Source organism: Pseudomonas sp. UBA5706, from assembly GCF_002419965.1.
Taxonomy (GTDB): domain Bacteria; phylum Pseudomonadota; class Gammaproteobacteria; order Pseudomonadales; family Pseudomonadaceae; genus Aquipseudomonas.
This window is the reverse complement of sequence record NZ_DIHC01000038.1, coordinates 235,216-249,517: the sequence shown is the minus strand read 5'-3', so window position 1 is coordinate 249,517 and position 14,302 is coordinate 235,216. Positions and strand designations below refer to the sequence as shown.

Annotated in this window: 12 protein-coding genes and 2 pseudogenes; 13 read left to right on the top strand and 1 reads right to left on the bottom strand. The window is 60.5% G+C overall.

Features of this window, described 5'->3' with window-relative positions:
- The first annotated feature begins 439 nt into the window (after positions 1-439).
- From B3I26_RS18920 to B3I26_RS28930, 10 genes and pseudogenes are all read left to right on the top strand, one after another.
- Positions 440-1,291: a MurR/RpiR family transcriptional regulator gene (locus tag B3I26_RS18920; protein WP_296259833.1), complete on the top strand. Its 852-nt coding sequence runs from the start codon at positions 440-442 to the stop codon at positions 1,289-1,291.
- Positions 1,292-1,349: 58 nt separating this feature from the next.
- Positions 1,350-1,904 carry a D-alanyl-D-alanine dipeptidase gene (gene ddpX / locus B3I26_RS18915; protein ID WP_296259832.1) on the top strand — a complete coding sequence of 185 codons (555 nt, stop codon included), beginning with the start codon at positions 1,350-1,352 and terminating at the stop codon, positions 1,902-1,904.
- 190 nt (positions 1,905-2,094) lie between these two features.
- A complete protein-coding gene (locus B3I26_RS18910) occupies positions 2,095-3,651 on the top strand; it encodes an ABC transporter substrate-binding protein (protein ID WP_296259831.1) in 1,557 nt (518 codons plus the stop codon).
- A 115-nt stretch (positions 3,652-3,766) separates the two neighbouring features.
- Positions 3,767-4,783 carry an ABC transporter permease gene (locus tag B3I26_RS18905; protein WP_296259828.1) on the top strand — a complete coding sequence of 339 codons (1,017 nt, stop codon included), beginning with the start codon at positions 3,767-3,769 and terminating at the stop codon, positions 4,781-4,783.
- 1 nt (position 4,784) lies between these two features.
- On the top strand, positions 4,785-5,684 hold the full coding sequence (gene ddpC, locus B3I26_RS18900) for a D,D-dipeptide ABC transporter permease (RefSeq protein ID WP_296259827.1): 900 nt from the start codon (positions 4,785-4,787) through the stop codon (positions 5,682-5,684).
- The gene (locus B3I26_RS18895; RefSeq protein WP_296259825.1) at positions 5,681-6,721 is read left to right on the top strand and encodes an ABC transporter ATP-binding protein; all 1,041 of its coding nucleotides are present in this window, start codon (positions 5,681-5,683) and stop codon (positions 6,719-6,721) included. Before ddpC ends, B3I26_RS18895 begins: the two co-directional genes overlap by 4 nt.
- Positions 6,718-7,704 carry an oligopeptide/dipeptide ABC transporter ATP-binding protein gene (locus tag B3I26_RS18890; protein ID WP_296259823.1) on the top strand — a complete coding sequence of 329 codons (987 nt, stop codon included), beginning with the start codon at positions 6,718-6,720 and terminating at the stop codon, positions 7,702-7,704. Before B3I26_RS18895 ends, B3I26_RS18890 begins: the two co-directional genes overlap by 4 nt.
- Before the next feature lie 91 nt (positions 7,705-7,795).
- Positions 7,796-8,236 carry a VOC family protein gene (locus B3I26_RS18885; RefSeq protein ID WP_296259821.1) on the top strand — a complete coding sequence of 147 codons (441 nt, stop codon included), beginning with the start codon at positions 7,796-7,798 and terminating at the stop codon, positions 8,234-8,236.
- 372 nt (positions 8,237-8,608) lie between these two features.
- Positions 8,609-9,643: pseudogene (locus B3I26_RS28935) on the top strand (HAMP domain-containing protein); the annotation flags it as partial.
- Positions 9,644-9,736: 93 nt separating this feature from the next.
- Positions 9,737-10,501 (top strand): methyl-accepting chemotaxis protein, encoded by a 765-nt coding sequence (locus B3I26_RS28930; RefSeq protein ID WP_409521988.1) that lies wholly within the window; start codon positions 9,737-9,739, stop codon positions 10,499-10,501.
- A 116-nt stretch (positions 10,502-10,617) separates the two neighbouring features.
- On the opposite strand, the gene B3I26_RS18875 is transcribed toward B3I26_RS28930, so the two are convergent.
- Positions 10,618-11,406: an alpha/beta hydrolase gene (locus B3I26_RS18875; RefSeq protein WP_296259817.1), complete on the bottom strand. Its 789-nt coding sequence runs from the start codon at positions 11,404-11,406 to the stop codon at positions 10,618-10,620.
- 51 nt (positions 11,407-11,457) lie between these two features.
- On the opposite strand from B3I26_RS18875, the pseudogene B3I26_RS18870 reads away from it, so the two are divergent.
- The 3 genes and pseudogenes from B3I26_RS18870 to phnP all read left to right on the top strand — a co-directional run.
- Positions 11,458-12,381, top strand: a pseudogene (locus B3I26_RS18870) (alpha-D-ribose 1-methylphosphonate 5-triphosphate diphosphatase); the annotation flags it as partial.
- The gene (gene phnN / locus B3I26_RS18865) at positions 12,381-12,962 is read left to right on the top strand and encodes a phosphonate metabolism protein/1,5-bisphosphokinase (PRPP-forming) PhnN (RefSeq protein WP_296259816.1); all 582 of its coding nucleotides are present in this window, start codon (positions 12,381-12,383) and stop codon (positions 12,960-12,962) included. The pseudogene B3I26_RS18870 and the gene phnN, both read left to right, overlap by 1 nt.
- Positions 12,953-13,702 (top strand): phosphonate metabolism protein PhnP, encoded by a 750-nt coding sequence (gene phnP / locus B3I26_RS18860; protein WP_296259815.1) that lies wholly within the window; start codon positions 12,953-12,955, stop codon positions 13,700-13,702. Before phnN ends, phnP begins: the two co-directional genes overlap by 10 nt.
- Positions 13,703-14,302 lie beyond the last annotated feature (600 nt).

The following is a 14,302-nucleotide window of genomic DNA, read 5'->3' as shown; positions in this document are numbered from 1 at the left end:
TAGTGACGCTCTGCGTGGGAACGCCGGTCAGGACGCTCTGCGTCCCAAGGGTTGCGCAGAGCGTCGGTCACCCTATACCCGCGCAAGGCGCGGGCCCGATCAACGCGAATTCCCCGTTTGATTGTTCCCACGCTCTGCGTGGCAATTCCGGTCAGGACGCTCTGCGTCCCAGGGGTTGCGCAGAGCGTCGGTCACCGTATACCTACGCAAGGCGCGGGCCCGATCAACGCGAGTTCCCCGTCACTTTTTGCCCAATAAACGCGCATTTCCACACTCGCCCGCACCACGCTGAATCACGTTTTTCCTCCTCTGAAATCTTCTGAAAAAAAGGATTGTGCCCCCTCAAAAACCGATGTTATGTTGATAACATCTTGCGAAAAAATGAACGACAGATAACATTTTTTCGCTCTTTTTTACCCGTCGTCACCACGGATTCCCCATGGAAAGTCGTCCATTTCTCGATACCTTGGAACAGCGTTTCAGCGACCTTACGCCGACAGGGAAACGTATTGCCGGTTATCTCCTGGCCAATCCGCAGAAACTGCCGTTCGAAACCGCCGACAGCATCGCTCAACAAACGGGCACCACCGGAATTTCGGTCGGACGCTTTCTGCGTTCGCTGGGCTATCGCAACATCGATGACGTCAAGCAAAGCCTGCGCGGAGACGGCGCCAGCCCTTGGGTGATTACTGATCGCCTTGGCGCATTTCGCGAACAGAGCACCCTGGGCGACGGCCTCGATCGCTCGATGAACCGCGAGCTGGAAGCCATTCAACGGGTTTATGCAATGGCTCGCAGTGAGACCTTCGCCCGCATTGTCGAGCGTCTGCACAGTGCCGATGCGGTGTTCATTGTCGGCATCCAGACCACCCGCGGCATTCTCAATGCGTTTTTCACCCACCTGGAATACCTGCGGCCCAAGGTCTACTACGTCGACGGGCTGTCCGGCACATACGCCGAATCGCTGAACTCGCAGTTCGAAAATCCCTATGCGGTGATCGCCGACTTCCGCACCTATTCCGCCGTGGCGAGAACCTTTTGTGACGTCGCTCACCAGCAGGGCTTGCCGTTAGCGTTCATCACCGATTTCCACTGCCCGTGGGCCAGGGACTACCCAGCCGATCTGCTGCAACTGGATTCCGACGTCGGCCAGTTCTGGGACTCCCTGGCACCGCTGGCCTGTCTGTTCAACCTGCTGTTGTCGGCTGTCGCCGAGAAGTACGGCGAGCGGCTGGACCTGCGTCTGGCGAAAAACCGTGAGCTGCAACAACTGTTCGGTCAGTTCGAGTGAGCCGACCGGCAAGAGACCCCGCGCGTGATGAACGTGTTTCTGATCTGGAGTGTTTTACGTGAATAGCCCCCTCGTCGAAGTCGATGCACAAGCGTTGCAGGTCGAAATCGACCTGATCTACGCCGGCACCGACAACCTCGCTGGCAAACGGATTTATCAGGACCCGCGCTGCCTGCTGCACCGCGATGCCGAGGCTTGCCTGCGCAAGGCCAGCGTCTTGGCGCGGCAGGCCGGTCTGCGGCTGCGCATCTTCGATGCCTACCGCCCGCCATATGCCCAATACCTGCTCTGGGAGGCGTTGCCCAACCCCGAATACGTGCGTGATCCGGGGCTGGGGTCGCACCACACGCGTGGGGTGGCCGTTGACCTGACGCTCATTGATGCCGGTGGCAAAGCTTTGGACATGGGCACCGGCTTCGATGACATGCGCGAGCATTCGCACCAGTTCTTCGCCGATCTGCCCGCCGACGTGCAACGCAATCGCCTCTTGCTGCTGGGCATCATGCTCGCTGCGGGCTTCACTTACATCGACAGCGAATGGTGGCATTACGAATTGCCCGACGCTGAGCAATACGCCCTGATCGACGACGCGTCGATCCGTCCGGCGAGCTGAAGCAAAACGACTGTGATAACCGTGACACCTGACCGGGACGTACATGAATCCCGGCTGAATTTGGCGACGACCTGGCTCCAAAAAGACCGGGACGCGCCACGTCGGAGGCTAGCCCTCCGAGCTTTGACTGCCCGGTATAGCAATAAAAAACCTGACGAACTTCCACACATCGAATGATCAAGGAACCGGCATGAAATCAATCGTGACTCCCCGCAAGCTGGCGATGGCGCTTCTTTGCACCGCCATGGGCCTTGGCGCCTGGCAGTCGGCCAGCGCAGCCGTGGCTCAGGACACCCTGATGATCGGCAAACCCTCCGATCCACAGACCCTTGACCCGGCCGTGACCATCGACAACAACGACTGGACCGTGACTTATCCTGCGTATCAGCGACTGGTGACCTACAAGGTCGAGAACGGCAAGGGCAGCACCGGGGTGGCCGGTGAACTGGCCAGCAATTGGTCCACGTCCGCGGACAACCTGACTTGGGAATTCAAGCTCAAGCCAGGCAACAAGTTCGATGACGGTGCCGAGGTCAACGCCGAAGCGGTGAAGTTTTCCTTCGACCGCGTGATGAAGCTCAAGCAAGGCCCGTCGGGTGCGTTCCCGGACGACATGAAAGTGTCGGTGGTCGATCCGCTGACGGTGAAATTCACCCTCAAGGCGCCGTATGCGCCGTTCCTCTCGACCCTGGCGCACAACGGGGCGGCGATCATCAACCCGGACGTGGCGAAGAAGGCCGAAGGCGCCGACGCCTATCTGGCCAATCACACGGCAGGCTCCGGCGCGTTCAAGCTGGTCAACTGGCAGAAGGGCCAGACCCTGACGATGGAGCAGAACAGCTATTACGCCGGGCCTAAACCGACCCTGAAAAAGGTCGTGGTCAAGATCATTGGTGAAGCCTCCGTGCGCCGCTTGCAACTGGAACACGGCGATCTGGACATCATCGAAGACATGCCCGAAGACCAGCTCGAAGCGCTGGGCAAGAAATCCGGCATCGTCGTTGGCGACTACCCGTCGCTGCGCGTGACCCTGCTGTACCTGAACACCCAAAAGGCGCCGATGAACAACCCGGACGCGCGCCGCGCTGTGGTCGAATCGCTGGATTACGACGGCATCATCAACGGCATTCTCAAAGGCAAGGCCAAGCCGCTGAACGGGCCGATCCCGCAGGGCATGTGGGCCTATGACGAGAAACTGCCTGCGTTCAAGCAGGACATGGGCAAGGCCAAAGATGACTTGGCCAAGGTCTCGCCGAAGATCAGCGACCTGACGTTCATGTATTCGGACAAGGACCCGAACTGGGAACCGATCGGTCTTACCTTGCAAGCGGGGCTGCAGTCGCTGGGCGTTAACCTGAAGCTGGAAAAACTGGCCAACGCCAGCATGCGCGAGCGTCTGGGCAGCGGCGATTTCGATATCGCCATTGGCTCGTGGAGCCCGGATTTCGCCGACCCCTACATGTTCATGAACTTCTTCTTCGACTCGAAGCTGAAAGGCTTGGCGGGTAACCGTTCGATGTATGAAAACCCGGCAGTGGACACGCTGATCCGCGAATCGGCGACCACCAACGACATGGCCAAGCGTACCCAGTTGTATCAACAGGCACAGAAGATCGTGCTCAGCGACAGCGTCTACGCCTACCTGTACCAAAAGGCCTATACCTTGCCGATGAGCGATAAGGTCAAGGGTTACGTGTTCAACCCGATGCTCGAACAAGTGTTCAACGTCGGCACGATCACCAAGTAACCCTCCAAGTCTTCTTCGTTGTTTCAAACGGCCCCGCAGCGGACGCAGGGCCGCTGCAACGCCGTGTCCGCGAGCTGTTTCGCGTTATCGATCGAATGCGTGACCGAGGTGCCTGATGGCCTTCCTGAATATTTTGCGTAAACGCCTTGGCGGCCTGCTGCTGGTGGTGTTCGGCGTTTCCCTGATTACCTTTTGCATCTCTCACCTGATACCGGGCGACCCGGCGCGGCTGATTGCCGGCGACCGTGCCACCGACGCGATCGTGCAGAACATCCGTCACCAGTTGGGTCTGGACCTGCCGCTGTATCAACAATACGGGCGCTACATGCTCGACCTGTTGCATGGCGATCTGGGCACGTCCATTCGCACCCATCGACCGGTGCTGGAGGATCTGCAGGCGTTCTTCCCGGCGACCCTTGAACTGGCACTGGTGGCACTGGCCTTGTCGATTCTGGTCGGGGTGCCGCTGGGCGTCTTGTCCGCGGTGTACCACAACCGCTTCATCGACCAGGTGGCGCGAACGCTGGCGGTAACCGGTATCTCGACGCCTGCGTTTTGGCTTGGACTGGGCCTGATCGTGCTGTTCTATGGCCACCTGAACTGGCTACCCGGCAGCGGGCGATTGGATGAAGGGCTGGACGCGCCGCCGACCGTGACCGGTTTCTACCTGATCGACACGCTGCTGGCAGGCGATACCGGTTTGTTTTTTAACGCGGTGCAACACCTGATCCTGCCTGCGATCACCTTGGGCTTCGTCAATCTTGGCGTCGTGGCACGACAGATCCGCTCGGCCATGCTCGATCAATTGGGCGAAGACTACATCCGCACCGCGCGCGCCTATGGCCTGTCGAAATGGGCGGTGATCCTGCGTCACGCACTGCCCAACGCGCTGATTCCCTCGGTGACGGTGCTGGGCTTGACCCTTGGTGATCTGCTCTACGGCGCGGTGCTGACCGAAACCGTGTTTGCCTGGCCGGGCATGGGCGCATACGTCGTCAAGTCGATCCAGTCGCTGGATTTCCCGGCAGTCATGGGCTTCGCGATTCTGGTGTCCTTCATTTATGTGCTGCTGAACATGGCGATCGATCTGCTATACCGCCTGATCGACCCCCGCATTGGCGAGGTCAACTGAGATGTCTACTCCATTCACTGCACCTGTGGTGGCGCCGCTGCCCAAAGCCTCACGCTGGCAGGACAGACTGGCCTACCTGGCGCACCAGATACGTCGCAGCCCGTTAACCATGGCCGGGCTGCTCATCACGCTGATGGTGCTGCTGGTGATGGCCTTCGCCCCATGGCTGGCGTCCCACGACCCCAATGCCTTGAACCTCACTCAGCGGCTCGGCGCGCCTTCTGCCGCGCACTGGTTCGGCACCGACGAGGTGGGCCGCGATCTGTTCAGCCGGGTGCTGTATGGCAGCCGCCAGTCCGTGGGCGTGGGTCTGTTCGTCGCCTTTGCTTCCTGTTTCGCCGGCGGCTTGCTCGGCTGCATGTCCGGGATCATCGGCGGGCGCTTCGATGCATCGATCATGCGCTTGATGGACATCATGCTGTCGGTGCCATCGCTGGTAGTGATCATGGCGCTGGCCGCAGCACTGGGGCCGAGCCTGTTCAATGCCATGCTGGCGATCACTTTGGTGCGCATCCCGTTTTACGTGCGACTGGCCCGCGGGCAAGCGTTGAGCATTCGTCAGATGGGGTACGTCAAAGCTGCCGAAACGTTCGGCGCCGGACGTTGGCACATGGTGGTGTGGCACGTGGCGCGCAACGCCATGCCGCCACTGCTGGTGCAATTGAGCCTGGACATCGGCAGCGCCATTCTCATGGCCTCGGCGCTGGGCTTCATCGGCCTGGGCGCACAGCAGCCGACCGCGGAGTGGGGTGCGATGGTCGCCACCGGGCGCAACTACATCCTCGATCAATGGTGGTATTCGACATTTCCGGGGCTGGCGATTTTGATCACGGCCACCGGTTTCAATCTCTTGGGCGACGGCGTGCGTGATCTGCTCGACCCCCGTCAGCAGGGGAAATGACCATGCAGACCCATTCTCACACTTCATCGGCCAGCAACGCTGCGGTGTTGACCATCGATAACCTGAGCATCGAGTTTCCGGCCTATAAAAGCACAGTCAAGGCGCTCAACGGCGTATCGCTGCACGTCAATCCTGGTGAGATCGTCGGCGTGATCGGCGAGTCCGGCTCCGGCAAATCGGTGACCGCGATGCTCAGCCTGCGCCTGCTGCCCGAGCGCGCCTATCACGTGAAAAGCGGCAGCTTGAGCATCCTCGGCCGCGACATGCTCACGGCCAGGGAAAAAGACCTGCTCAAGGTTCGTGGCCGCGACGCCGCAATGATCTTTCAGGAGCCAATGACGGCGCTGAACCCCACGCGACGCATTGGCCGGCAGATGCTCGACGTGATCATCCATCATCAGCAACTGAGCAAGGGCGACGCCCGCGCCAAGGCCATCGCACTGCTGCGTGACATGCACATCGCCGACCCCGAGCAGGTGATGAACAGCTATCCCTTCGAACTGTCCGGCGGCATGCGTCAGCGGGTGATGATCGCCCTGGCGTTTTCCTGCGATCCGCAGTTGCTGATCGCTGACGAGCCGACCACCGCGCTGGACGTGACCGTGCAGCGCCAGGTGTTGCTGCTGTTGCGGGAAAAAGCCCGGGCGCGCGGCACGGCGATTCTGCTGATTACCCATGACATGGCGCTGGTGTCGCAATTCTGTGACCGGGTCTACGTGATGTACACCGGCGCGGTGGTGGAGCAGGGCGTCACTGCCCAGGTTATGGCCGACCCGCGACATCCGTACACCCAAGGCTTGCTCAGCGGCCTGCCGGAACAGGTCGAGCCGGGTAAAGACCTGATGACCATTCCCGGCCAGGTGCCCAATCTGTCGGCGCTGCCCGAGGGCTGCACCTTTCGCGACCGCTGCGCCTTTGCCATGCCCAAATGCTTGCAACGCCCGCCCATGCAGATCATTGATGCCAGTGGCGATCGCAAGAGCGCTTGCTGGTTGAGTGAAGCGCCACTATTGCCTGTACAGGAGTCACGGCCATGACCCGCACAACCGCTGCATTTGCGTCCAGCGATCGGCCCACCATCCTCGGCCTGCAAGACGTACGGGTGCACTATCCAATGGGTAAGGATTGGCTCGGTCGGCCCAAGGCCCTGGCCCACGCCCTGAACGGTATCGACCTGCAAGTGCGCGCCGGAGAAACCCTGGGCGTGGTGGGGGAGTCCGGCTGCGGCAAGAGCACCCTGGCGCAATTATTGATGGGCCTGATCAAGCCGACCTCGGGCACCCTCGACTGGATCTACAACAACCCCGGCGAACGCAGCAGTAACGTGCAAATCGTCTTCCAGGACCCGCAATCTTCTCTGGATCCGCGGCTGCCGGTGTGGAAAGTGATCACCGAGCCCTTGTTCGTACAGCGCTCGGCGCCCCGGCGCGATATGCGCGACATCGCTGCCAGGGTTGCCTCGCAGGTCGGAATACGCACCGAGTACATGGACCGTTTCCCCCATCAGTTTTCCGGAGGTCAGCGCCAGCGCGTCGCCATTGCCCGGGCGCTGTCATCCGATCCGGACATCATCGTGCTCGATGAACCGACCTCGGCACTGGACATCTCGGTGCAGGCGCAGATTCTCAACCTGCTCGCCGAGTTGCAACGCAGCCGCAACCTTACCTACATCCTGATCTCGCACAACGTCTCGGTGGTGCGGCACATGGCTGACCGGGTGGCGGTGATGTACCTGGGGCAGATCGTTGAACTGGGCAGCGCCAGCGAAGTGCTGGAGCGGCCGCGACATCCTTATACCCAACTGCTGCTCGAGGCCGTGCCGCGACTGGGCGTGGCGGTGGACGATGCGCAGGTCTCGGCGCCGACCGAGCTGCCGGGCAATCGCAACCTGCCCACGGGCTGCTTTTTCAGGGACCGCTGCCTGAAGGCGACGACTGGCTGCGAAAAACCGCAGGCGTTACTGCCCGCCAAAGGCGTCGAGAACGGCGAGCGAGTGAGGTGTCATTTACAGTCGGTCTGATGAAGCAGCCAGGTGCAGACATGCAAACAGGATCTTTCAATCAATGAATCATGGGGTAAAGATGGCCCCATCCCGCCCAGAGGAATTCGCCGTGACCGCTACTAACCAAACGCTTTCACCTTTTCACCTCGCCATTCCCGTTTATGACCTGGCAGCTGCGCGGCATTTCTACGCCCATGTGTTCAACCTGCCGGAGGGCCGCTCCAGCGAGCATTGGGTGGACTTCAATTTCTCCGGCCATCAGTTGGTGATTCACCAACACCCGAAAACCGACTCTCAGGCTCACGCCGGAACCAACGCGGTGGACGGCCATGATGTGCCGGTGCTGCATTTTGGTGTGGTCCTGGGCTGGGAAGAATGGCAAGCGCTGGCCGACCGTTTGCAGGGCCAAGGCGTGAAATTCGTCATCGAGCCCTATGTTCGCTTCCAGGGCCAGGTGGGTGAACAGGCGACCATGTTCCTGTTCGACCCGTGCGGCAACGCGCTGGAGTTCAAGGCGTTCAAGGATATCGGGCAGTTGTTTGCCAAATAACGACCCTCCTGGCGTGCCTGATACACGCAATACGGCTCGGCTTACTGGCAGCAGCGATAGCAAAAACGCCACTGCTGGCAAGCCGCGCTGCTAAAACACATTGACTCAAATCTCAGCACATTAATGGATCATGATCGATCCGCGTTAATAGGCGTTTGCGGTACATCAGAGCATTTTCATACACGCTCGCTGCATTCAAACAACATCTAAAAAGTTTCCTCGACGATCGGTCTTCAACTCCGCCTGCAATTGGCCGAACTATATTTCAGGACGTGCCTTCCCTTTCTCCGCTTAACCCCGTACAAAGCGCGGCGCGCGCCTGATCGGCTGCGCGTTCCCGTCGCTGTCATTCTTGGTTATGGACACAATCGTATGATCAAAAGTCTGGGTTTCAGCAGAAAGATCCTGTTGGCCGCTGCACTGATAGTTGTTGTCGCGTTTTCCTGTTTCATTCTGGTAAACGATTACCGCCAACGAGCGACCCTGAAAAACAATGTGGATGCCGAACTGCAACAACTGGGAAGTCTGACCACGCAAAACATTCAGATATGGCTGGACAGCCGCACCCAATTGCTTAACTCGATGGCGCAGCAGATCGCCGTTGACGGCCCGGCTCCGGCCAGCCTGCAACGGACCATCGGCCTGCCGGTGTATCCGGGCAACTTTCAGCTCAGTTACTTCGGCGGCAAGGACGGCGTGATGGTCTCGGTCCCAGCCGGCAACCGCGCCGCCGACTACGACCCGCGGGCCCGCGGTTGGTACAAGGCCGCCGATGCGGCGCAGGGCACTATCGTTACCGAGCCCTACATCGCGGCCTCGACCGGCAAACTGGTGGTGACCCTGGCCACGCCGGTGCGCCAGCAAGGGCAGATGATCGGCGTGGCGGGGGCGGACATCTCCCTGGAGGCCATCAGCAACACCATCAACTCGCTGAACTTTGGCGGCCATGGCTACGCTTACATTGTCAGCGCCGACGGCAAGATCCTGATCCATCCGGACAGCAAACTGTTGCTCAAGAACGTCAGCGAAGCCTACCCCAACGGCGCGCCGAGGATTGCGCCCGGCGTGGCTGAGATCGAGTCCGGCGGCAAGGCGCAGTTCATCTCGTTCACCAAGGTCGAAGGTCTGTCATCGGCCAACTGGTACGTGGCACTGGTGCTCGACCGCGACACCGCCTACTCGATGCTTAGCGAATTCCGCTCGTCGGCGATCACCGCGATGGTTATCGCGGTGGTCATCATCATGTTGCTGCTGGGCCTGCTGATACGGGTGCTGATGCAACCGCTGCATCAAATGGGCCGGGCGATGCAGGATATCGCCGACGGCGAGGGTGACCTGACCAAGCGCCTGTCGATCGTGTCTCAGGATGAGTTTGGCGCTCTTGCGCAGTCGTTCAACCGCTTCGTGGAGCGTATTCACGGCTCGATCCGCGAAGTGGCGTCCACCGCCGGTCAGCTCAGTGAGGTGGCAGCCCGTGTGGTCGGCGCCTCCAATTCGTCCATGGGTAATTCCGATCAACAGGCCAACCGCACCAGCAGCGTCGCCGCGGCGATCAACCAACTGGGCGCCGCCGCTCAGGAAATCGCCCAGAACGCGGCATTGGCCTCGCAGCACTCCAGCGAAGCCACGCAGTTGGCCAGTGAAGGCCAGGACGTCGTGAGCCAATCCATCAAGGCGATGAATCAGCTGTCGGAGAAGATCAGCGAGTCGTGCGTGAATATCGAAACGCTGAACAACAAGACCGCCAACATCGGCCAGATACTTGAAGTGATCACCGGCATTTCTCAGCAAACCAACCTGTTGGCGCTCAACGCCGCCATTGAAGCGGCGCGTGCAGGAGAGGCCGGGCGCGGGTTTGCGGTGGTGGCCGACGAGGTGCGTAATCTAGCGCACCGCACCCAGGATTCCGCCCAGCAGGTGCAGGGCATGATCGAAGAATTGCAGGTCGGCGCGCGCGATGCCGTGGTCAACATGACTGAAAGCCAGTGCCAGAGCGAAAGCAGCGTCACTATTGCCAACCAGGCCGGCGAGCGCCTGAACAGCGTGACCCGGCGCATCGGCGAAATCGATGGCATGAACCAGTCGGTGGCAACGGCGACCGAGGAGCAGACGGCGGTGGTCGAATCGATCAACGTTGACATCACCGAGATCAACACGCTGAACCAGGAAGGCGTCGACAACCTGAAATCGACGCTGGACGCCTGTTCTCACCTGGAACATCAGGCAGCACGGTTGCAGCATTTGGTGGGAACGTTCCGCATCTAAGTCATCGGAAGACACGCTTGGGGCGGCACGCCGCGGGGCCGTCCGGCTTGCCTACGGGGACGACGTCAAGGTCGCGACCCACGGCATGCCGTGCTGCCACCGAACTGCGTCGCCGTTCAAGGCTGTTCGGGCAATCCGGCCGCCCTGCGCAGCCCCAAATGCAACGCTGTGGTGAACATTTGCCCATGATTGCGGCCACTGAACACCTGATAGCTGGCCTGCGTGCGGGGCAGCGTCGCCAAATGTTCGGCCAGCAGGCGGTGGGCGTCAGCGGGCACTGCGGACATTTCTTTTCTTCGTTGCGGTGAGCCGCCATCGAACCGTGCGATGGGCGGTTTGCCTTCTCGTTCCCCTTTGACCAGTCGTACTGTGGGCACGGTGCCTGTCGGGAATGCATCGAGCGCCATGCCGTTATCGTACGTAATCGGCTGATACCACAGCGAAGCACTGGCAGCGACCCAGGTCTGGAACGCCTCGGGCGCCTGCAACAACGCATACAGCACGAACAAGCCGCCGAACGAGTGCCCCCAGAGCGTTTGCCGCGCAAGATCCACCGAATAACGGGCCTGGACGTCTGATTTGATCGTCTTGTCCAGCAACCGCAAAAACGCGTCGCAGGTGGTCCCGGTGTAATCGCGCGTGCGCTGCTCGCCGTCATAGGTACCGTCGATGTCGTAACCGATCATCACCAGCAATGGCGGGGTGCCTGCGTGGAGTTCGCCGAGCCAGTCCTCCTGCAACTCAGCCATGACGTTATTGCCGTCCAGCAGGTACATCACCGGGTAGCCCGTCGCAGGCGGCGACGTGCGCGGAATGCCGATGTCCAGGCGGTAGTGACGCTGGCCGTCCGCCGAGTCGAGGTTCAGGCGTTCGAAACGGTAGTAAGCAGAACCGGTTTCAGCCAAGGGATGGATCTCCTGATTTTTAGCGTGACTGGCAAAGCAATAGGACGCCAAGTGATGAGCCACGATGCGCAGATCATTGCGGCGGGTATTACCACTGTGTTCGACGCGCTGTCCATCGCCGACGTCAACCCCAAGGGCAAACGCATGCAGCAGTTGCCAGGCATGGTCCAGGTCATTGCCAACGCCAACGCGGCCGACATGACCCGCGCCGAGCACCGCCTGCACCTGCGCTGCGAAGTGTGCCACCCGGACACCCTGAGCGTGTTTCGCGATCTGGTGGAGCAGCCACTGGTGCAACTGGTGTCGACCATGGACCATTCGCCGGGCCAGCGCCAGTTCGCCATGGAATCCAAGTACCGTGAGTACTACATGGGTAAATATCACCTGAGCAGCGCGCAAATGGACGTACTCATCGTCAAGCAGGTCGCTAACTCAAAGATTTACAGTGACCGTTACCGCAAGGCCATCGTCGACATTTGCCTGGCGCGGGGCCTGTCGGTGGCCAGTCATGATGACGCCACGGTCGAGCACGTCGAAGAGTCGGCGGGGTATGGCATGACCATTGCCGAGTTTCCCACCACCCTGGGCGCGGCGCAGGCGTGTCGTCGTCTGGACATGCGTGTGTTGACGGGGGCGCCGAATATCGTGCGCGGCGGTTCGCACTCGGGCAACGTTGCCGCCGCAAGCCTTGCCAAAGAAGGGCTACTGGATATTCTCTCAAGCGATTATTATCCGGCCAGTCTGCTGCAGACAGCGTTTACGCTCGGCGCCCAGCTGGATGAACACCAGGCGGTGGCCGGGACAGGATTGGCCAAGGCAATGACCACCGTGAGTCTGGCACCTGCACGCTCGGCAGGGTTGTACGATCGCGGGGAAATCCGGGTGGGTCTGCGCGCCGACCTGATCCACGCCCGGGCAGTGGGCACCTTGCCGGTAATCCAGCAGGTCTGGCGACAAGCGAAGAGGGTTTTCTGATGGCAGGCAGGTTGATCTATCTCATCGGACCGTCCGGTTCGGGCAAGGACAGCCTGCTCGATGCCGCTCGCGAGCCCATGGCCGCACGCGATTGCCGGATCGTGCGCCGGGTTATCACTCGTTCGGCCGAAGCCAAGGGCGAAGCGGCGCAGGCGGTCAGTGTCGAGACGTTCAAGCAGATGCAGGCACAGGGCGCGTTTGCCCTGAGCTGGTTCGCCAACGGCCTGCATTACGGGATCGCGAAGGAGATCGACCTGTGGCTGGCCGAGGGGCACGACGTGCTGATCAATGGCTCGCGCGGTCATCTACCACAGGCTCGCGCGCGCTACCCCGAGTTGCTGGTGGTGCTGCTGAGTGTCGATCAGGTGATCCTGCGCCAGCGTCTTTTGGCCCGAGGCAGGGAGTCGGCGCAGGAGATCGAGGCGCGGCTGTCGCGCAATGCGCAGTTTGCCGATGACCTGCTGGCCACGACTGCTGCGTCAAATGGCCCGCCGATCATCCTGCTGGACAACTCCGGGGCCCTGGAGCAAACCGTTGCGAGCCTGCTGCAGCGCATTGACCGCGAACACGCATGCGCCTGACGCTGCTGGGCACCGGGGATGCGCGGCAGGTTCCGGTTTATGGCTGCCCGTGTCGAGCGTGTCAAGCTGCTCACGCCGACCCGCGCCGGCACCGGCGGCCTTGTTCGGCGCTGGTGGAAACAGGCGATCAGCGCTGGTTGATCGACAGCGGCCTGCCGGACCTTACCGAGCGTTTCCCGCCGCGTAGCTTCAATGACATTCTCCAGACCCACTACCACGCCGACCACGCACAGGGTCTGCTGCACCTTCGCTGGGGCCAGGGACTGGTGATTCCGGTGCACGGCCCGGCGGACCCGCATGGGCTGTCGGACCTGTACAAGCATTCTGGCATCCTGGATTTCAGTCAGCCGTTCGCGCCCTTCGAAGCCCGCGTGCTGGGAGACCTGCAGGTCACGGCGCTGCCATTGCTGCACTCCAAACCGACGTTGGGCTACCTGCTGGAAGGTGGCGGACGGCGAATGGCCTATCTCACTGATACGGCGGGCTTGCCGGCGGACACCACGGCCTTTGTGCAACAGCAATCGCTGGATGTGCTTGTCCTCGACTGCTCCTTACCCCCGCAACCGCAAACACCGCGCAATCACAATGACCTGAATCTGGCATTGCAGATCATCAAGCAACTGCAGCCGGGGCAGGGCGTGCTGAACCACGTCGGGCACACACTGGATGCCTGGTTGATCGAGCATGCCGATGCACTGCCGGGGCATGTGATCGTCGCGCAGGACGGGATGGTCCTCTAAATCACCTGTGGAACAGCCAATACTGCTGCAGCAGTCCTGCAAGTTGCAGGCGTGATGAGTCGGTCGTTGAGCGGGTGGTGCCATGCCGCTCGTCACCGTAGAGATGTTTCTGGCCCGAGCGTGAAATTCCATGACTACACTTTTCTGACGGGGCCTTTTTATAGGGCCTGCGCACCCATCAGTTTTGTCCGTTACGTCAATGTAACGCGTGCAATGCCTTCTGAAGATCGTCCGACCTGCTTGAGGCACATTCAGTGATCCTGACAGCGACTTGGTTGCATCTGCGTGCGCAATTAATGGATAGCAACAACGTTTCAGAGGACTGCCAGGATGGCCTACGCACGTCGTGATATTGAAAAATTTTTAAAAGCCGACGAACTCATTGAATTAAACGGTGAGCAATACACATATGTCAGGGCGGATGGCCCGGATATCGTGCTTTATTTACCCGGAGGGAAAGAACAAAAGCGCGTGGCATATGAAGCTATAAAAAAGATCCCTCAAGTTGATCTCAGGAAAAGTGAAGAAGCCAGACAACTAAGTGCGCTCATCAACGCCGGCGGGTTTGTTATTGCCGAATCTGATCAACCCGCCTTGCCA